The organism is Mesorhizobium sp. 2RAF21, assembly GCF_052115345.1.
GTDB lineage: Bacteria > Pseudomonadota > Alphaproteobacteria > Rhizobiales > Rhizobiaceae > Mesorhizobium > Mesorhizobium terrae.
This window is the reverse complement of record NZ_JBFRGM010000007.1, coordinates 1-17,908: the sequence shown is the minus strand read 5'-3', so window position 1 is coordinate 17,908 and position 17,908 is coordinate 1. Positions and strand designations below refer to the sequence as shown.

At 53.6% G+C, this 17,908-nt stretch carries 15 protein-coding genes and 1 pseudogene; 13 read left to right on the top strand and 3 right to left on the bottom strand.

The annotated features are described in order from the left end of the window. Positions 1–79 precede the first annotated feature (79 nt). Positions 80–868 (top strand): DUF1499 domain-containing protein, encoded by a 789-nt coding sequence (locus AB4136_RS12655; RefSeq protein ID WP_024925187.1) that lies wholly within the window; start codon positions 80–82, stop codon positions 866–868. 173 nt (positions 869–1,041) lie between these two features. Here the strand turns inward: AB4136_RS12655 and AB4136_RS12650 are convergent, their stop codons facing one another. Together AB4136_RS12650 and AB4136_RS12645 are read right to left on the bottom strand one after the other, a co-directional pair. Beyond that, positions 1,042–1,950, bottom strand: a complete 909-nt coding sequence (locus AB4136_RS12650) for an MBL fold metallo-hydrolase (RefSeq protein WP_024925188.1) — start codon at positions 1,948–1,950, stop codon at positions 1,042–1,044. A gap of 191 nt (positions 1,951–2,141) precedes the next feature. Then, the gene (locus AB4136_RS12645) at positions 2,142–4,073 is read right to left on the bottom strand and encodes a polysaccharide biosynthesis protein (protein ID WP_244431222.1); all 1,932 of its coding nucleotides are present in this window, start codon (positions 4,071–4,073) and stop codon (positions 2,142–2,144) included. A 307-nt stretch (positions 4,074–4,380) separates the two neighbouring features. On the opposite strand from AB4136_RS12645, the gene AB4136_RS12640 reads away from it, so the two are divergent. The 12 genes and pseudogenes from AB4136_RS12640 (at position 4,381) to AB4136_RS12585 (ending at position 17,680) form a co-directional block, all read left to right on the top strand. Then, positions 4,381–5,382: an MraY family glycosyltransferase gene (locus tag AB4136_RS12640; protein WP_024925190.1), complete on the top strand. Its 1,002-nt coding sequence runs from the start codon at positions 4,381–4,383 to the stop codon at positions 5,380–5,382. Positions 5,383–5,513: 131 nt separating this feature from the next. After that, the gene (locus AB4136_RS12635; RefSeq protein ID WP_137901197.1) at positions 5,514–6,854 is read left to right on the top strand and encodes a UDP-glucose dehydrogenase family protein; all 1,341 of its coding nucleotides are present in this window, start codon (positions 5,514–5,516) and stop codon (positions 6,852–6,854) included. A gap of 66 nt (positions 6,855–6,920) precedes the next feature. After that, a complete protein-coding gene (locus tag AB4136_RS12630; protein WP_024925192.1) occupies positions 6,921–7,991 on the top strand; it encodes a Gfo/Idh/MocA family protein in 1,071 nt (356 codons plus the stop codon). Then, complete coding sequence (locus AB4136_RS12625) at positions 7,984–8,451, top strand: acyltransferase (RefSeq protein ID WP_024925193.1); 468 nt, start codon at positions 7,984–7,986, stop codon at positions 8,449–8,451. Before AB4136_RS12630 ends, AB4136_RS12625 begins: the two co-directional genes overlap by 8 nt. After that, positions 8,448–9,548 (top strand): DegT/DnrJ/EryC1/StrS family aminotransferase, encoded by a 1,101-nt coding sequence (locus tag AB4136_RS12620; protein ID WP_024925194.1) that lies wholly within the window; start codon positions 8,448–8,450, stop codon positions 9,546–9,548. Before AB4136_RS12625 ends, AB4136_RS12620 begins: the two co-directional genes overlap by 4 nt. A gap of 834 nt (positions 9,549–10,382) precedes the next feature. After that, complete coding sequence (locus AB4136_RS12615) at positions 10,383–11,324, top strand: Gfo/Idh/MocA family protein (RefSeq protein WP_024925195.1); 942 nt, start codon at positions 10,383–10,385, stop codon at positions 11,322–11,324. A 35-nt stretch (positions 11,325–11,359) separates the two neighbouring features. Continuing rightward, positions 11,360–12,232 (top strand): hypothetical protein, encoded by an 873-nt coding sequence (locus AB4136_RS12610; protein WP_137901198.1) that lies wholly within the window; start codon positions 11,360–11,362, stop codon positions 12,230–12,232. 27 nt (positions 12,233–12,259) lie between these two features. Then, on the top strand, positions 12,260–12,877 hold the full coding sequence (hisH, locus tag AB4136_RS12605; protein WP_024925197.1) for an imidazole glycerol phosphate synthase subunit HisH: 618 nt from the start codon (positions 12,260–12,262) through the stop codon (positions 12,875–12,877). A gap of 56 nt (positions 12,878–12,933) precedes the next feature. Continuing rightward, the gene (locus AB4136_RS12600; RefSeq protein WP_024925198.1) at positions 12,934–13,695 is read left to right on the top strand and encodes an AglZ/HisF2 family acetamidino modification protein; all 762 of its coding nucleotides are present in this window, start codon (positions 12,934–12,936) and stop codon (positions 13,693–13,695) included. A gap of 290 nt (positions 13,696–13,985) precedes the next feature. Continuing rightward, the gene (locus AB4136_RS12595; protein ID WP_081766930.1) at positions 13,986–15,095 is read left to right on the top strand and encodes an N-acetyl sugar amidotransferase; all 1,110 of its coding nucleotides are present in this window, start codon (positions 13,986–13,988) and stop codon (positions 15,093–15,095) included. Positions 15,096–15,107: 12 nt separating this feature from the next. Continuing rightward, positions 15,108–16,310 (top strand): glycosyltransferase, encoded by a 1,203-nt coding sequence (locus tag AB4136_RS12590; RefSeq protein ID WP_024925200.1) that lies wholly within the window; start codon positions 15,108–15,110, stop codon positions 16,308–16,310. Between the two features lie 196 nt (positions 16,311–16,506). Next, positions 16,507–17,680, top strand: a pseudogene (locus tag AB4136_RS12585) (IS3 family transposase). 95 nt (positions 17,681–17,775) lie between these two features. Here the strand turns inward: AB4136_RS12585 and AB4136_RS12580 are convergent. After that, on the bottom strand, positions 17,776–17,908 hold a 133-nt coding region (locus AB4136_RS12580), incomplete at its 5' end, for a transposase domain-containing protein (RefSeq protein ID WP_441931251.1).

The window sequence follows — 17,908 nt, the reverse complement described above, 5'->3', positions numbered from 1 at the left end:
GAGAGGATTGCCGCCTTTCATCTTCAATCCGGCGCCGAAACGCTCTAAACCTCGGACCGGACTGGGGAAACTGGTGGCGATGACGGAATATCCCGAACGGCAGGTGGCAAGGGCGGCTGGCTGGTCCAGGCGCACCGGTGCCTTCTCGGCGGTGCTGCTGATCACAGCCTGGGTCGGCCACCATTATGGCTTGGTCGAAACCGGCGGCTTCCTCTGGGTGCTGGCGCTGGTCGCCATTCTGGCCGCATTTGCCCTACTGTTCGCCGGCTTCGCCCTGGCGAGGCTGTGGAGCCATGGCGCCATCGGCGGACGCAACCTGTCGGTCGGCGCCTTGCTGGCGGTGCTGGTGCTGGCGCCCTACGGCTATGCCGGCTATCGGATCGCCTCCTATCCGCCATTGCGCGACATCTCGACCGATCTCGACAATCCGCCGCGACTGGACGTCAGCACGCGCACGCCCGCCATGAACGCGCTGTCGGCGCCGACGCCGGGCGAGGCGCGGCTGCAGGCGGATGTCTATCCGCTGGTGACCGGCCACCGCTACGACCTGCCTTTCGACGAGACGGTCGACGCGGTGGAGAACGTGCTGGACGGGCGCGGCTGGACAATCGTCGGCGACCTGCCGGCGCCCCAGGAAGGCCAGATCGAGGTAACCATCAACGCGCTGGCCACCTCGCTTGGGCTCGACCTGCCCTCCGATGTGGCGATCCGCATCACCGCCGACGGCGAGACGACGCTGGTCGATATGCGTTCCGCCTCGCGTTACGGCCGCCACGACCTTGGCGACAACGCCCAGCGCATTACCTCTTTCCTCACCGAGCTCGACCAGGAGGTTTCCGCCCAGATCGGCGCCACCGCGGCGCAGTGAATGAGGCGGGCCTGAGCGGCGGCTGGCGCATGGCCCGGAATTCGGAGCAGTTTTCGGGAAGGATCATGCGCCAAATCAAAGCGCTGGAGCGTGCTTTGCGCGTCCGTGAGGACGCACGGTGCTCGATCGCTGCTTCGATCGCAGCATTGTCAGCGACGCCGGGCCGACAGGTGTTATGATGCCGGCAGATAGACGCCGTCGATAGAAATCGCGCCCTCGGTGACGACAAGGCCGCGAGCCACCAAATCTTCCAGATGCGCCAGCACGGAGAGCCCGGCGGCGCCGTGCAGTCTGGGATCGGTCTCGCGGTAAATCGCCTCGACCACCGCCTTGATGGTGCGGTCGCCTTGTTTCAGCCGTTCCAGCACCGCGCGCTCGCGCATCTTGCGGTGCGCCTTTAGCCCGCGGATGAAGGTTTTGGGCGCCGTCACCGGTCCGCCATGGCCGGGCAGCAGCACACGGTCGTGCCGCTCCAGCAGGCGGTCGAGCGAGCGCATATAGTCGGCCATGGCGCCATCGGGCGGCGCCACGATGCTGGTCGCCCAGGCCATGACATGGTCGGCCGAGAACAGGATGCCGGTGCCTTCCAGGGCGAAGGCCGCATGGTTGGCGGTGTGCCCGGGCGTCAGAACTGTACGGATCGCCCAGTCGTCGCCTGTGATGACGGAATCGTCCGGCAGCGCGATGTCGGGCCTGAATTCGGTGTCGGCGCTGGCATCGAGCGGATTGGTCTCGCCTATCCTGAGTGGCCGGGCCGGGCGGTGTGGCCCCTCGGCCAAGACAACGGCCCCGGTCGCGGCCTTCAGTCTGGTGGCCAGCGGCGAGTGATCGCGATGTGTGTGGCTGACGAAGATATGGCTTACCGGCCGCCCGGCGATCGCCTCGACCAATGTCTTGAAATGCGCCTCGTCCTCCGGCCCGGGATCGATGACGGCCAACGTGTCGCGACCGACGATGTAGGAATTGGTGCCATGGAAAGTGAACGGGCTTGGATTATTGGCAGTGACGCGCAAAACGCCCGGCGCCACCTCCACCGCCACCCCATAGGCGGGCTCGAACCGGGCATCGAATTTCGGGGGCATAACCTAAGGTCTCCATTTTACTTGGAGTCGAATAGAGTTCAGTCAGCGTTGTGGGAACAGATTTCGACATTAAGTCGATCGGGGACGATCGAATATGTCTAGCAATCGCCGTCCAAAGTATCTTGAACTGTCGATTGGGAAGAAACACCGAAACTAGATTGCTGGAGATCGAATTCCATAGATGCCGATAACTAAGGTTTTTTCATAACCGTTTCTGAAACTGGTTGGGTGGGGTCGGTATACTCTCTACGATATTCTGGCACGATATGGGAAAGCAGATCGATGCTGCGTTCTACGTCATTTCGTTCTACGGCTTCGGTTAGACCCTTCAGTGTTCGCTCAAGCAACGCTTGGTCGATCACGCGCGGCGCGGCAATCACGTAACCTTGTTCGGTACGGCCATCCTGTATTTCCGTTGGATCGAAGAGCTCTTCGTACAATTTTTCGCCGGGGCGTAACCCGGTAAAAACTATGTCAATGTCGATGTGTGGCTTGAAGCCAGCTAACTGGATCATTCGCTCGGCCAAGTCGACGATTTTGACCGGCTCCCCCATGTCAAGAACCATTATCTTGCCGCGCTCAGTTGGGCGCCCCATGGCTTGGGCAGATGCGTGCAAAACCAGCCGTACCGCCTCCGGTATTGTCATGAAGAACCGAACAATATGTGGATGGGTTACAGTCACGGGTCCGCCAGTAGCGATCTGCTCCTGAAAGCGTGGAACAACAGATCCATTGGAACCAAGCACATTGCCGAACCGAACTGTCTTGAAACGCGTGTGGGGGGACCCTACGTCCAGAGACTGACAATAAGCCTCCGCCGCTCGTTTCGTAGCGCCCATAATGTTGGTCGGATTAACAGCCTTATCCGTTGATATCATAACGAAAGTGGATGTTCCGTTCGCCACCGCCGCATTTGCTACGTTACAGGTGCCAACGACGTTCGTCTTCACGCCTTCAACAGGGTTGTCTTCGACCAACGGCACGTGTTTCAGCGCGGCCGCGTGGAAGACGACATTTGGCTTAAATTGTGCAAATAGCTGGTTGATGCGCCCCTCGTCGCGAACATTGGCAATGCGAGTAACAATCGTGAGGTTTGGATGTGTCTCACGCAATTCCTTGTCGAGCATATAAAGATGGAATTCGGAACTGTCCGTGATGATTAACTGATCTGGGCCAAACGTTGCGATCTGTCGGCAAAGTTCTGAGCCGATTGAGCCGCCCGCACCGGTCGCAAGTACCCTGCAGCCCTTGATCAATCGCGCGACACCGTCGATATCGGTATGTACCTCAGGACGACCCAGTAAATCTTCCAGCTCGATGGGCTTCAGTTCAAAAACCGTTCCATTGGTAAGTGTCGCTGGTTGCGTGTGGTCTGGTATTTTCGATATTTTCAGGCCACAAGCAGTCGCTTTCTCAACAATTACCCCCAGTCGACGGCGATCGGGCATATCTTCGGTGACGATAATCTCAGTTACCTGCTTCCGGCCAGCAGCCAGTCGCCTAAGTATTGCTTCAAGATCGTTGAACGCTCCTACAACCCGCACTCCGCGGACGGCACGTGCCTCATTGATATGGGAATCATCAAGAATTCCGACGACATTGATGTTCGAATTTTGCTGTCGGTTTACTGCTCGGATGAAACTTTCCGCGTGATCTGACAGCCCAAGGAGCAGAACTTGCCGAGTACCCCCCGGACGCCGTGAATTGGAAATTGCGGGAAAAAGCTCCGCTCGTTCGAGACTCAGTCGGTAAGCAAGTCTCGCAGCTGAAAGTCCTACCACCTGAAAAAAGAAAGTGAGAACTGGCACGCTTCGAGGAATGTTGTCGCCGCGGAAGAGAAGAAAAGCGCCGATGGTGTAGATAGCTATGGCGAAAAGCGAAGCTTTGATGATTGAGATAACATCCGGGATTGAAACATAGCGCCAAGACCCTCGCGTTAGTCCGAATACCCAGAACATGATGCCGCTAACAGCAGCAAATGCAAAAGTCTTGATGAGAACCCCGCCGGCGTCAACAGCCGAAATGCTGCCATAAGCGGTTATATAAGCGGCTAGAAATGCCAGTGCTGCAACTGCAATGTCGCAGAGATTTGCCAAACGGCGCAGAGTGATTTTCCTGGACAATGTTCTCTTACTCGATCTTCAAATGGGCATACTCGCAGGCCGGCATACAACGAGCAAATTATGTCAACAAGGCATCTGGCAATATGCCTTCCACCTTTTACGTGATCGGCATTAGCTTTTGAAGGTGATGACGCGACGATTCGTGGTTCGAGGCTTCGATTTGATGTCTCGTTGATCGTGGACGCGGAGCGCGTTGATCGGGCGGCTGTCTTGACCTGGATGGTTTGACGACATTAGACAATGGCCGCTCTGTTTGAAGAGCCTTGGCGGCCGAAACCTAAGTTGCTGAAAAATTGACGAGCGCGTTATGGTCATTTTGATCGTTATCATTCTTTTGTCTTTTGTTTTATGTGCCGGTCTCACTTTTGCGATGATGCCGGTTTTCGCGCGTTACTTGACGGCTCAACCGAACGAGCGGTCAGGACATCGCGTTCCGACCCCTCAGGGAGGTGGCGCAGCTGTGGTGATCGTGACGGTGCTGTGCGTCTGGATCGGTATTGTCGCCTCAGATTACAACGTTAATGGATTGCGGCTGCACATCTTAGCTTGTTCAGCGGTTTTCTTGGCTATCGTTGGGGCTCTGGACGACAAATGGGATGTGCCACCTTTGGTGCGATTCATTGGCCAGGTTGCCGCAGTTGCAGTCGTTCTTATGTGGGGGGTAGATGGGTCAAATATTCTAGAAGCATATATGCCGTACCAGGTTGTTTTTCTGGTTACGATACTTGCTGGTACTTGGTTTATCAATCTAGTAAATTTTATGGATGGCGTGGACCTTATTGTGGTCGGCGAAATGGTGCCCCTTACTGCTTGTATCGGATTGTTGGGATGGTTCGGATTTTTGGGGTCGTTGGAAAGTTTAGTAGCTGTGGCGCTTTGTGGCTCCTTATTGGGTTTTGCTTTATTCAACTGGCCGCGAGCAAAGCTGTTCTTGGGGGATGTTGGATCGCTTCCAATAGGGCTTATCGTAGCTTGGTTGTTGTATGAAACAGCGGCGCAAGGGTATTGGGCGGTAGCAATCCTTCTGCCTTTGTATTTTTGTGCCGACGCAACGGTGACTGCCTGCCGGCGTTTGGTGAATCGCGAGCAGCTTTGGAAGGCGCACCGTACCCATTATTATCAAAGAGCGGCGGATAGCGGTCTTTCGGCGCTGCGCATCTCTTCGACGGTCTTTGCTCTCAATTTGGTGCTTTGCGCGTTGGCCATAGCGACAGTTTTTTGGCCCACGCCTGTGGTTCAGGTTGCTGCTGTTGTTGGCGGTGGTGGACTGGTTGGAATCTGCATGCGCTCATTCTCGAAGCGTATGTGAATCTTTTTGCGGAACCGTTTTCTGTTGTATCGCGGGTGAGTATGGTCGTTGAAAATCTCGACATGTAAAATGAAAAATGGCATTAAGCCGCGTCTTTGTGATCGACGCAGCAATTCTGAATTTGGGCTTTGATGAAAATAACGGTTTTCGGTAGCGGCTATGTTGGACTGGTAACAGGCGCGTGCCTGGCCGACGTCGGCAATGATGTTGTTTGCGTCGACGTCGACCGGGATAAAATCGAGAAACTGCGCAATGGCATTGTGCCGATCTATGAGCCCGGTCTGGGAGCGATGATCGAAACCAATCGAGTTGGCGGAAATCTGGATTTCACAACTGATGCTGCCAGAGGCGTTGCCCATGGCAACATATTGTTTATCGCTGTGGGAACCCCGCCGGACGAGGATGGGAGTGCCGACTTGCGTTATGTAATGGCGGTCGCGCAAACGATCGGCATCCATATGGGAGAATACAAGCTCATCGTAAACAAGTCTACGGTTCCCGTTGGGACGGCTGACGCTGTCGAAAGCGAGATCAAGAAGCAGTTGATGGCACGCAATCAGAGCATCGATTTTGATGTTTGCTCAAACCCTGAATTTCTCAAGGAGGGTGCTGCAATCGACGATTTTACAAAGGCGACACGTATCGTCATTGGCGCAGAAACTGCTCAAGCCCTAGAGTTAATGCGCGAACTCTATGCGCCTTATAATCGCAATCACGACAAAATAATTGCGATGGATATCCGGTCGGCTGAACTGACTAAATATGCCGCAAATGCCATGCTGGCGACCAAAATTAGTCTCATGAATGAGTTGGCGAATATCGCCGAGCGCATTGGAGCAGATATTGAGCATGTGCGCATCGGCATCGGCTCTGATCCACGGATAGGCTATCATTTCATATATCCGGGGTGTGGCTACGGCGGCTCCTGCTTTCCTAAGGATATAAGGGCACTCACTCGTTCCGCTGCGAGCTTGGGACTGGATGCCGGCGTGCTCGCCGCGGTAGAGTTGGTCAACGAAAACCAAAAACAAAATTTATTTGCCAAAGTTTCTGACGCATTCTCTGGGAACCTGGCAGGAAAGACAATCGCCGTTTGGGGACTCGCCTTTAAGCCAAATACGGACGACATGCGTGAAGCGCCAAGCCGAACTCTGATGGACAGTTTGTGGGCAGCGGGCGCTCGGGTTCGGGCATTTGATCCGAAGGCGATGGAAGAATGTAGTCGTATATACGGTGATCGGGCTGACCTAGTTCTTTGTGAAACTGCAATCGATGCGCTTCATGGTAGCGATGCGCTGGTGATATGTACCGAGTGGAAGGCCTTCCGGACAGTCGAACCCTCGCTGTTTACTCACACTCTAGCCCATCCGATCGTGATAGATGGGCGCAACATATACGAACCCTCACGAATGCGATCGGCGGGCATCGTCTACTATTCGATCGGTCGTCAGACGGTTCGTCCTTCGTCATAAATTTTTACAGCAACTGTGCGGTAGCCAGTACGACTGGTGTCGCCCGATAGTCAGGAACGCAACGATATGGATCGTTGGAAGTTTGGTCTTGTTGGATGTGGCCGCATAGCAAAGAGACATTCGGAACTGCTTGGACACAAGGCTGTTCCCGGTGCCTCGCTGGGCGCAGTTTGCGACGTTGTGCCAGAGAGAGCCAAGGCCATCGCTGACGAATTCGGAGTTCCTTGGTTCGTCGATATGCACGAAATGATGCGGTCGGGTTTGGTAAACGCAGTGTCCGTTTTGACTGAAAGCGGAAAACACCCCGACCAGGTCATAGAGCTTGCAGGTTATGGCATGCCAATCGTCGTTGAAAAGCCGATGGCTTTGAGCCTAGACGATGCTGATAGGATGATTCTTGCATGCGAGGAGGCGAATGTAAGGCTGTTCGTCGTCAAGCAGAACCGTTTCAACGTCCCTGTGATTAAGTTACGTGATGCTCTGCAGCGTGGTCGCTTTGGCAAACTGGTCCTTGGCACCGTGAGGGTACGCTGGTGTCGACCGCAATCGTATTATGATCAAGCTTCGTGGCGAGGTACCTGGGCGCTCGATGGTGGTGTGCTGACCAACCAGGCCAGTCATCATATAGATCTATTGGAATGGATGATGGGCGAAGTGGAGTCAGTTCAGGGGATGGCAACAACGTCCCTTGCCCATATCGAAGCAGAAGATACTGCCATCGCGACTTTGAAATTCGCTAGCGGAGCACTCGGGGTCATAGAAGCGACAACAGCTGCACGCCCAACAGATCTAGAGGGTTCCTTGTCCATTTTGGGGTCAGAAGGCACTGTCGTAATTGGTGGCTTTGCGGTCAACAAGATGCTGACTTGGCGTTTTACTCACGAAGAGGAAGGGGACGCAGAGGTGTTGGAAAGATACTCAGTCAATCCTCCAAGCGTCTACGGCTTCGGCCATCAAGCCTATTATCAGCATGTGGTTGATTGTTTGGATCGATCAGTACCGCATCTAGTTGACGGCACCCAAGGACGACGGAGTCTCCAACTTATTCACGCGATCTATAAGTCTATCGAAACAGGACAGCGAATCGATCTCAAGTCCGCCCCGGTCTTTCCTTTGCTGGGTAGACGCGATGGCTGACGTTAGACGCCTCTCGGCGGGAATCGTAGATGTATCGTTCGGGCGTGACGTCACCGTTATCGAGCCGTGCAACCTCTACGGCTGCAATGTCGAGGACGAAGTGTTCATCGGCCCCTTTGTGGAAATTCAGAAATCGGTCACCGTCGGCCGGGGTAGCAGAATACAGTCGCACAGCTTCGTATGTGAATTCACAAGCATCGGGGAAGACTGCTTCATCGGTCACGGTGTGATGTTTATCAATGACCGGTTTTCGCGCGGGGGGCCTGCGCGTGGCGATAAGAGCCTATGGCAATCAACACGGGTTGGAAACCGGGTCTCGATCGGCAGCAACGCTACGATACTGCCAGTATATATATGTGATCGGGCCGTTATCGGTGCCGGCGCAGTCGTCACCAAAGATATCACTGAAGCCGCCATTTATGCTGGCAACCCGGCCCGCAAGATCAAGGATCTGCCATGATCAAGTTTCTTGACCTCAATACGCAATATCAGTCGATAAAACCGGAGATCGACGCGGCCATTGCCGCCGTTATCGAAGAATCAGCTTTCATAGGCGGGCGTCACGTTCGTCAGTTCGAGGAAGACTTCGGGAATTGGGTGGGTTCATCGGACTGCATTGGCGTTGCTAACGGCACCGATGCCCTGGAGATCGCGATAGAAGCGCTCGGGTTGCCAGCCGATAGCGAGATTATTGTACCAGCCAATAGTTTTATCGCTACATCCGAGGCGGTCGGCCGGGCAGGACATAAAATCGTGTTCGCCGATGTCGACCCGCACAGTTATACGCTAACCGCGGAAACGGTGCGCGATAAACTATCTGTCCATACTAAAGCAATTATTGCAGTCCATCTATATGGTCATCCCTGTGACATGGACGAGATCATGGGGCTTGCTGGTGAATACGGAATAAAGGTTATCGAAGACAGCGCTCAAGCGCATGGTGCCGAATGCCGCGGTCGAAAAGTTGGCACGCTCGGGGATGTGGCGACGTTCAGCTTCTATCCCGGAAAGAATCTGGGTGCGTATGGCGACGCTGGCGCGATTACAACCAGCGATATTGATCTAGCGCGGCGGATGCGGATGATTGCCAATCACGGCCGCGTCGCGAAATATGACCATGAATTTGAAGGGCGAAACTCGAGGCTTGACGGCATGCAAGCTGCCATCCTGTCAGTCAAATTAAAGCATCTGGACGCGTGGACAAATAAGCGAATCGCTCTTGCAGACCGGTATCTTGAGGTGTTGTCCGGATTTCCGGAGTTGACCTTGCCGATTCGAAAGAATTGGGCAAAGCAAGTTTATCATCTTTTTGTTGTTCGAACAGAACGACGTGATGAGCTTGCCAAGCATCTTGGCGACCGGGGCATTCAAACAGGGGTTCATTACCCTATAGCGTTGCCTAAGCTGCCTGCCTACAGGAAGCATCCTCAAGCGAAGGAAGACATGTTCGCATGCCGAAGTGACAGGGAATTGCTTTCCCTGCCAATTGGCGAGCATATGTCGAATTCGGATATTGATCGGGTGGCGGATGCTATAGGGGGGTTCTTTCCCGGATGAGTTCGGCGAAAGCATCCTCCAATCTGCGACTATCTACGTTGTTACAAGTGCGCTCGCGGCAGCGGTTCCGTAATTACCACTGCCCATCTTGACGAGGAGGCTTCCACCAGAAGATTATGGTATGGTAGCGATGTTCGCTGTCGTCGTACAGATGCTTGGTGCTTTAATGGCCTAAGTGTACGCGGTGCAGTCGCATGCGTTTCTTTGACCGGGGGTGATCGACTTTCCCCGTTATGTCGTATCCCGCTCACTGATCCTTGCGGTCAGCGAAACTGTTGTTTTTTGCAGTCTTTTTCCTCGCCAACTGGCTGTTTGAGTTCACCAAGTTGCCGTTGGAGTGGCTTATGATCGCGGTGCTGACCTCGGCAGCAGGTTGGCTATTCAAATACAACTTTCCATTTGGCAATCTGCACGGAAACCGTAGCGGTTCGGCTTGCTCAGGTTGACTCAAGCCACGCTTGATCTTGGGCTTTCACTATTGCTCATTCTGGGGTTAGCCATGGTTTGGCAGGGGCGGAGAGGAGCTTCCGTTCTTGCTGTTATCCGCCACCGCAGGCATGCTCAAATCCGCGCTTCCTAGCTGCTATTGAAGAGCAATGGCCTTGCTGGAGTTGAGCAGACGTTTCTGTTCGTGCAGATGATAATGTTTGCCGGAACATTTTTTTGTTGCTCGGAGAGCCCATCCGATGCCGTGGCCTGCGCCCTTTGCGTCTTGGCACCAATCGGATTTTCGGTTGCCAACACCTGGAAAAGGCGAATAACACGCTGATTGCTGGCGGCGCCGGCGATCGTGTTTCCATGCGAACAACGCAGTATCCTTAAGAAGGAAGTAACGTGCTGGACATTTCTATCGCAGTGATCGGTGCTGGTTATATGGCGCGCGAACATTTGCGCGCATTCGAGGGTTTGTCCGGGGTGCGGTTAGCGGGAATAGTATCCCGCACACATGAACGCGCTGCGCAGTTGGGTAAGGAATTCAATATTCCTGCATATCCTTCGATTCAGACTCTGTATGAGGCTACCAAGGCAGATTTAGTGGTGGTCACGGTTCCTGAACTGTCGACGGCTGCTGTCGCAAGTCAGTGCTTTGCCCATCCGTGGTCAGTGCTTCTGGAAAAGCCCGCCGGTTACAACTTGGCTGATGCGACGTCTATTCGAGACGCCGCGCGTGGTCGCAACGTTTATGTGGCATTCAATCGCCGCGCGTATTCATCGACCCGCGAGGCTCTAAAGGCATTGGAAAATGTCGATGCCCCACGGTTCATCAAAGTGGTTGATCAGCAAGATCAGGAGGCAGCCATGCGCAACCATGGTCAGCCTGAATTGGTGGCCGAAAACTACATGTTCGCCAATTCCATTCACGTAATCGACTATTTCAGGGTTTTCGGCCGAGGCAAGATCATCGACGTCACGCCGGTTATCGCCTGGAATCCGAAGGAACCGGGAGTTGTCATAGCCAAGGTGACCTTCGATAGCGGTGATGTTGGCCTTTACGAAGGTATATGGAATGGGCCCGGACCGTGGAGCCTAACTATAACCACGCCTCACAAAAGACTTGAATTGCGCCCTTTGGAGCAGGGGAGCCTACAACTCCGCGAAACACGTACGCAGATTCCGCTCGAAATTAGCCAGGACGACACCATGTTCAAACCGGGTCTCCGCTGGCAGGCAATGCAGGCCGCTGCCGCTGTGCGAGGGCAAATGCACTCACTCGCTACGATCGACGATTCGTGGGAATCGATGAAGCTTGTCGCAGACATATTCGGAATGAGATGATGGCCCTATCAAGGGCGACCAGGTCGGAGCCGGAAATGGCTTCGCTGCTTCGCGGTTTTGAGACGCACAACCACGTTTGCGATTTGGTCGTCGACGGTATTTCGCTCTGGCGGTTTCTGCGTTTCGAAATTGGCTTGGCACTTCAGAATCTGGGCTTGCGTCGGATCCCGATGACAATAGCTTCTCTCATTCGGGCGCTTTTTCAGGGAGGCTGGGGTTACGTCAGGGCGCCGCGCGGATTCCGTTACATTGGAAAGACATCGAATTCGGGGTTAAGAGGTCACGATGGGTGCGGCCGTTTCGACGTCTATTTTGATGATCTGATCGACGCTGTTCCTGGTGGCGAGATGTCGTCATTGGACGCCGGACGACTGGAGCTTAATGAAAGAAACGCCTATGGGCGGGCGGTGTTTGACTGCACGTCGTTGTTAATCGGCCGTGCCAACCTTGGTTGTTTTTCGGTTGAGTCCCACGGTCGAGCCGTGCTGCGGAAGACGTCTGAGCTGCTTGTTGGCGGGCTGAGCCTAGCGGAATTCAGTTCTAGTTATCTTCAGAGAAAACTCAACGTGTTTAAGAGGCGGACATTATGTGATTCTGCCGCGGAATTTGATGACCCGGTAATCCGATCAGACAGGCGTGTGACTATCGGTTCGGGTAATGATAGTCCCGTGACGCACGAGGTGATTGCCTTGCCTGATTTGCATGTGAGCGTGTTTTCGGCCTGCACTACGATTCACTCGGGATTAGAACTCCAACTGCCGTTGTCCCCATGGCCAGGATACCAAGCTGTGCAAGATCTTCTCAACGAAGGAAGCGCCTACCTTCTCAAGTCGCCGCAACATCTCGCCGATATCGTTAGGGTGCGCGATTTTGGCTGTGTGTCACCTCAGACGTCAGAATATCCTTGATGGGCTAGAAAGAGAGATGGCTTCCCGATGATAACTATTGTTGATTATGGGACGAGTAACCTCGGCTCCATGCAGAACATGTTAAAGAAGATTGGGGCTTCTTCCAGATTGGCGTCGACGTCAGGGGAACTTCGAGATGCTGACAAGATAATCTTGCCTGGGGTCGGCTCTTTTGACGCTGGAATGAAGAGGCTCAACGAGAGCGGCATGGTGCCCATATTAACCGAGAAGGCACTGGTGCAGAAGGTGCCTGTGCTTGGTGTCTGTCTCGGCATGCAATTGATGACCCGAGGTAGTGAGGAGGGTACTTTAAATGGTCTCGGTTGGCTAAACGCGGTTGCAAAACGGTTTGACCAGCGGGATGATCCTGATCTCAAGGTTCCACATATGGGATGGAACGAAGTTTTTGTAAGAAAAGATGATGTCTTTGCGAGCGCTCTACCAACCAGCGCTCGATTTTATTTTGCTCATTCCTATCACGTGGTATGCGACAGCCAAGATGACGTACTATTGGAGGCCCGTTACGGGAAGGCAGCAATTACTGCGTCGATCGCTGCGGGGAACGTAATCGCTGCACAATTCCATCCCGAGAAGAGCCATAAGTTCGGAATGTGGTTTCTAAAGAGGTTTGTCGAGCGGCGATAGCTGTCTCGAATAGGTATGCGACAGAACTGAAATCGATAGCGGGGTCTTTAGGCTAGATGTTGAGGATTCGCGTGATTCCCACATTGCTACTTCGTGGCGCAGGACTGGTGAAAACCACGAATTTCGCCAAACCCAAATATGTAGGAGATCCCATCAACGCCATAAAGATATTCAACGACAAAGAGGTCGACGAACTAGTTTTGCTTGACATAAGTGCAACCAGAGAGGGAAAGGGTCCCGCTTATGAAGTCGTGGAGAGCATAGCAAGTGAATGCTTCATGCCTGTTGCGTACGGAGGCGGGATTCGAACGATCGAGGAAATGCGACGAATCCTTAATACTGGTGTCGAGAAAATCATTATCAATAGTGCTGCAATTCATGATCCGAGCGTGATCGAGGCCGCTGCCCGGGAATTCGGTAGCCAAGCCGTGATCGTTTCTGTTGATGTCAAAAGAAATTTCTTGGGTCATTATAAGGTCTTTTCAAGCAGTGGATCGAAGACGACCAAACTCGATCCCGTCGCTTGGAGCAAGCATGCGCAGGAACGAGGCGCGGGTGAAATTCTTCTCACTTCAATCGATCGCGACGGAACGATGAAGGGTTATGACACCAACCTGATATCGGCGGTTAGCAAATCGGTGAATATTCCCGTAATTGCCTCGGGCGGCGCCGGTAGTCTTACGGATTTCAGCAAAGCGGTGAAGGATGGTGGTGCTTCCGCAGTTGCTGCAGGCGCGATGTTTGTCTTTCATGGCCCGCACCGGGCTGTTCTGATAACCTATCCAAATCGGGAAGAGCTTGAGGCGGTCTTTGCATGACGCGATTTTGTGCGTGCTCCCGATTACCATCATATGCCCGCTTTGCGATGATTGCCCGCATGGGAGCTGAGAATGTGCAAAACCTGACACAATGTCTTTCTCGTTCTTGAAAAGGCGAGGTGCCCTTTGTTCGTGGAATGCTCTCTTGCTCCATCTGCCGTAGCCGTGGCTAAGGGCTGGTTGTTTTTTTGGTTGATCCGATTCTCCAGAGCGTCCATTGCACTGGCATAGAACGCAACTGATCTGTCTGAGTGCACTCACAGCGTCAGGGATTTTGTTTGGAATTTGATATGACGATTATCTGTACCCGCTGCATAATGGATACGACGGATCCTGACATCGTGTTCGACAACGATGGGGTCTGCAGCCACTGTCATCGTTATGATAGGGTTTCGATGCAAAGGCTGATCCCGACCGAGCAACGGACTGCTCGACTTGAGGCGCTCGTTTCAGAAATTAAAGCAGCGGGAGCCGGCAAAGATTACGACTGCGTTATCGGCGTAAGTGGCGGTGTCGATAGCACTTATGTTGCTTATGTCGTTAAGAATTTGGGTCTGAGACCACTAGCTATTCATCTCGATAATGGCTGGAATTCGGAACTTGCGGTTGCAAATATCCAAAAGACGTTGGATGTACTTGGAATTGATTTACATACTCATGTCATCGATTGGGAGGAATTTCGAGATCTGCAATTATCTTTTCTGAAAGCCTCAACTCCGGACGGAGAAGTCCCGACAGATCATGCTATCTTTGCCTTGCTCTACGAGATGGCGAATAAATACGGCCTCAAGTATGTTATTACTGGGACAAATATCGTTTCCGAAGCCATTTTGCCAGAAAAGTGGGGGTATGGCTATTTTGACTGGAGGTATGTGAGCGACGTGCATCGCCGTTTTGGCTCCACAAAACTGGCAACGTACCCGCATTTTTCACTTGCTCGCTTATTTTATTATGTATTTTTTAGAAAAATTAGATTGATATCTATTTTAAACTATATTGACTACGAAAAGAAAGAGGCGATGGATGTTCTTCAGGGTAAGCTTGGGTGGGTGTATTATGGAGGTAAGCACTATGAATCTATATACACTAGATTTTATCAGGCTTATTGGCTGCTGCGGAAATTTAATATCGATAAACGTAAAGCGCACTATTCGAATTTGATATTGTCAGGTCAGATGACTCGTGATGAAGCGTTGCGCGGATTAGAGGAGCCCGTATACCCGGAAAATCTCCTCATCGAAGATCGCGACTATGCTACAAAAAAGTTGCGTCAGACGCCGGATAGCATGGAAGCAATGATGCAGGCGCCAAACAAGACTTTCTTAGACTATAGAACCAGTCACTCGTTATTCGAGAAAGCGAAAACCTTAGTCAACGCGACGCGCCGCTACATCGGCTGACACGGACAATTGATGCTGACGGTCCTTTACATTCATATGACTGGCGCTTTTGGCGGCTCGTCCCGCAGCCTTTCAGAGGCGATCGGCGCTTTCCCAAAAGGGGCCGTGAAAGCATTCTTTGTAGCGCCGTCCGGGACGGCGACGCGCTTCTTCTCTTCCCTCGGCGAGGTTGTTGAAGCAAGAGGGCTTAGTCAATTCGATAACACGCGATATGGCAGATACTGCGGTTTGCGGTGGCTCGTGTTAGCTCGCGAAATTGCCTTGTTACCAGCCACCTTCGTGGCATTGCGGCGGGCGCGCCGGCTCTGGCCGAAGGTCGATATCATCCATGTCAACGAGTTCACCGGATTGTTGCCTTGGCTGTTAGCACGTTGGTGGTTCAAGGTTCCGGTTGTTGTGCATGTGCGATCTGTGGCCTCCAACGACAAGTCGTTGCGTACCCGTTTTGTAAATCACCTATTACGGGAGAAGGCTGAAGCGGTTGTGGCCATTGATCAAACCGTACGACGCAGCTTGCCAGAGGACTTGCCCACAGAGGTCATTCACAATGCCTTTACTCCATCTGGCGCGGCCGCTGACGATGGCAGCTTAACTCGTCTTAAACTCCGCGAAACGTCGCTAAAGATTGGTTTTGTCGGCAATCTACTGAAAGTGAAGGGAATTCATGATCTTGTAGAAGCGGCTCGTATCTTGAATGAGCGAGGCGTTGACGTTGAATACATCGTGGTTGGCGATGATGCCGCGCCGTCGCGCGGACTGCGCGCACGAGCACTCGGGCTGTTGGGGCTGCGCCAAGATATGAAGGCTGAGGTCGAAGTAGCCATCGATGCTTATCAGCTTCGCAATCGGTTCCATATGGTCGGATTCAGTCATAATATTGCGAAGGCTTATGCGCGTATGGACGTGCTTTGTTTCCCCTCGCACTATGATGCACCTGGACGCCCGATTTTCGAGGCGGCCTTTGCCGGTGTTCCAAGCATAGTTGCAATCCAAAACCCGACTTCCGACACGTTGATCAATGGAGAGACGGGCCTTGCCGTGCCGCCTCGTAATCCGATAGCGCTTGCAAGCGCCATCGAGAAGCTAGCCCGCGAGCCGGAATTGGCTTTCAGGATGGGTGTTGCGGCAAAGGCAATGGCTCAACGCAACTTTGACCCGCAGATGAATTCTGCAGAATTGCTAGCGCTCTATCGCCGGGTTTTTGCGAAGCAATAGCTGTTTAAGTATCCTCGAAGAGCGCCGATTTCTAGCTCTGACTGCTGCATGCATCAGAAAACAGATTACCCATGACGAACAGTTCCAGCACCCTTTGCGAAGCGGACCGTGGTGTTTGGAGCAGAAGATGTGGCCTGTCCCCTGAAAAGTGGTCCTCACCAAGGTATGGCTTTTGAGCCAGTGGAGGATTGTAGAAATGGCAAGAAGGAGACACTGCGCGAAAGAGTTCGTCACGAAGATGCGGCAGGTTGATGTTCTGAGCTCATAAGGAAAATCGGTTGCGGACGCGACTCGATCATTTGGTGTGAGGGAAGTTGCGTACCACCGTTGGTGCGCTGAATACGATGGTTGAAGGGCGGCCAGGTCAGGCGGTTGAAGGAGCTCAAGATGAAGAACTCACGTCTTCGCCGCGCCATCTCCGACCTGACGCTGGACAAACTGGTCCTGGTGGAAGCTGTGCGGGAAAACTTCCGAGCTCGCGCGCCGCCGTGCTTGTGTGTAAAATGTTGTTGCCGGAGCTTGGTCTCCGCGAGTACTGTGCGTGCTGGGTTCTCGGCCTGCATCGTTCCATGCAGCGCAAGGTTCCAACCACACCAGGTGATGAAGCGGCTTTGACTGCCGATATCATCGCGCTTGCCATCCAATTGGCCGCTACGGCTATCGCCGTATCACGGTGCTGCTGCAGCGTGCGGGCTAGGTAGTGAAAGTCAAACGGCCTGAACGGATCTGACTGCGCGAGGGACTGAAAGTTCCGCAGAAGCAGCCCAAACGAAGCCGCCTGTGGCTGAACGAGGGATCACGCATCCGGTTGCGGCCGGAATATTCCAACCATGTCTGGTCTTATGACTTTATCGAGGATTGCGCCCATAACGGAAGGAAATTCCGCATGCTCAACGTAATCGACGAGTTCATGAGGGAATGCATCTCCATCAGGGCCAATTGGAGGCTCAAAGCCGTCGATGTGATCGACGTTCTCACCGGCCTGTTCATCTTGCGCGGCGTCCCGCCAGATTTCGATCTGATAGTGGCACCGAGTTCATTGCCAAGGCTCTGCGTGAATGGATCGCCACCCCTGCGCTAAGACCGTTTACATCATGCCTGGCAGCTCTTGGGAAAATGAGTGGTGCGAGAGCTTCAACTTGAAGCTTTGTGACGAACTGCTCGATTGTGAAAACTTCCACGCGCTGAAGGGAGCCCTGATCGGCATAGAAGTTTGGCGCCAGTATCATAGTACCGTGCGGCCAAATTTATCGCTGGGTTACAAACCGCGTGCGCCGGAAGCATCCCCTTGGCCGGCCGCGCGATCCGGATCAGCTTCGCCGGTCACCCCGGCCGTAGAGCCGGGCCATCATACATTAACATTCAACTAGGCCCACTCGATGCAGGCAGGCCCCTCAAGGCAACTGTTATTTTCCGATCTTGCGATTGACTGCCAAGGAAGTGGTAGCCATCGTAACCGCTGTTCTCAGGCCACGGCCTTGAGTGGCGCGGGGGCATAGGCCCAGGGCAGCAGGTCGTCGAGCTGGCTTTGCGGATGGCCTGCAACGATGCGAGTGATGACGTCGGCGAGGTAGGCGTACGGGTCGACACTGTTGAGT

Excerpts from the sequence above, each read along its gene's own strand:
- AB4136_RS12655 (WP_024925187.1), top strand. The coding sequence starts at position 80 with ATGACGGAATATCCCGAACGGCAGGTGGCAAGGGCGGCTGGCTGGTCC.
- AB4136_RS12650 (WP_024925188.1), bottom strand. The coding sequence starts at position 1,950 with ATGCCCCCGAAATTCGATGCCCGGTTCGAGCCCGCCTATGGGGTGGCG.
- AB4136_RS12640 (WP_024925190.1), top strand. The coding sequence starts at position 4,381 with ATGGTCATTTTGATCGTTATCATTCTTTTGTCTTTTGTTTTATGTGCC.
- AB4136_RS12635 (WP_137901197.1), top strand. The coding sequence starts at position 5,514 with ATGAAAATAACGGTTTTCGGTAGCGGCTATGTTGGACTGGTAACAGGC.
- AB4136_RS12630 (WP_024925192.1), top strand. The coding sequence starts at position 6,921 with ATGGATCGTTGGAAGTTTGGTCTTGTTGGATGTGGCCGCATAGCAAAG.
- AB4136_RS12625 (WP_024925193.1), top strand. The coding sequence starts at position 7,984 with ATGGCTGACGTTAGACGCCTCTCGGCGGGAATCGTAGATGTATCGTTC.
- AB4136_RS12620 (WP_024925194.1), top strand. The coding sequence starts at position 8,448 with ATGATCAAGTTTCTTGACCTCAATACGCAATATCAGTCGATAAAACCG.
- AB4136_RS12610 (WP_137901198.1), top strand. The coding sequence starts at position 11,360 with ATGGCTTCGCTGCTTCGCGGTTTTGAGACGCACAACCACGTTTGCGAT.
- hisH (WP_024925197.1), top strand. The coding sequence starts at position 12,260 with ATGATAACTATTGTTGATTATGGGACGAGTAACCTCGGCTCCATGCAG.
- AB4136_RS12600 (WP_024925198.1), top strand. The coding sequence starts at position 12,934 with ATGTTGAGGATTCGCGTGATTCCCACATTGCTACTTCGTGGCGCAGGA.
- AB4136_RS12595 (WP_081766930.1), top strand. The coding sequence starts at position 13,986 with ATGACGATTATCTGTACCCGCTGCATAATGGATACGACGGATCCTGAC.
- AB4136_RS12590 (WP_024925200.1), top strand. The coding sequence starts at position 15,108 with ATGCTGACGGTCCTTTACATTCATATGACTGGCGCTTTTGGCGGCTCG.